The sequence below is a fragment of the Phyllobacterium sp. GQ127 genome (assembly GCF_059758635.1).
Genome location: NZ_JCAXDZ010000035.1, coordinates 1 through 327, shown reverse-complemented (window position 1 = coordinate 327; position 327 = coordinate 1). Strand labels below are relative to the sequence as shown.

1 protein-coding gene is annotated in these 327 nt (G+C 51.4%); it reads left to right on the top strand.

The window, feature by feature from the left end; translation table 11 throughout:
- Positions 1–327 (top strand): HEPN domain-containing protein (locus AC6CHM_RS25155; protein WP_498176077.1); only part of this gene is annotated, 327 nt, incomplete at both ends.

Sequence of the window (327 nt, the reverse complement as noted above, 5' to 3'; positions counted from 1 at the left end):
CACGGCACTGCGCGAAGGCCAGTATTTCTTTTCCGATATTCGCCGTGAAGGCATCGTTCTTTACGAACTTGATGATGAACCGCTGGCAGAGCCAAAGCCCGTAACCGCTGCGGAGGAGTACGCGGTGGCGGTACGACAATTCGAAGGAAGGCTACCGAGCGCGTTGCGCTCACTTGAAACTGCCGCATTTCAACTACAAAAATCCATCGATGACTCGAATTGGCGAAAAGATGCAGCATTTGCAACTCACCAAGCCGTAGAGCGCTTGTATTCTACTGCCCTTCTTACTCTCACGAATTACGGTCCGCCTTCCCACAATCTGAATTT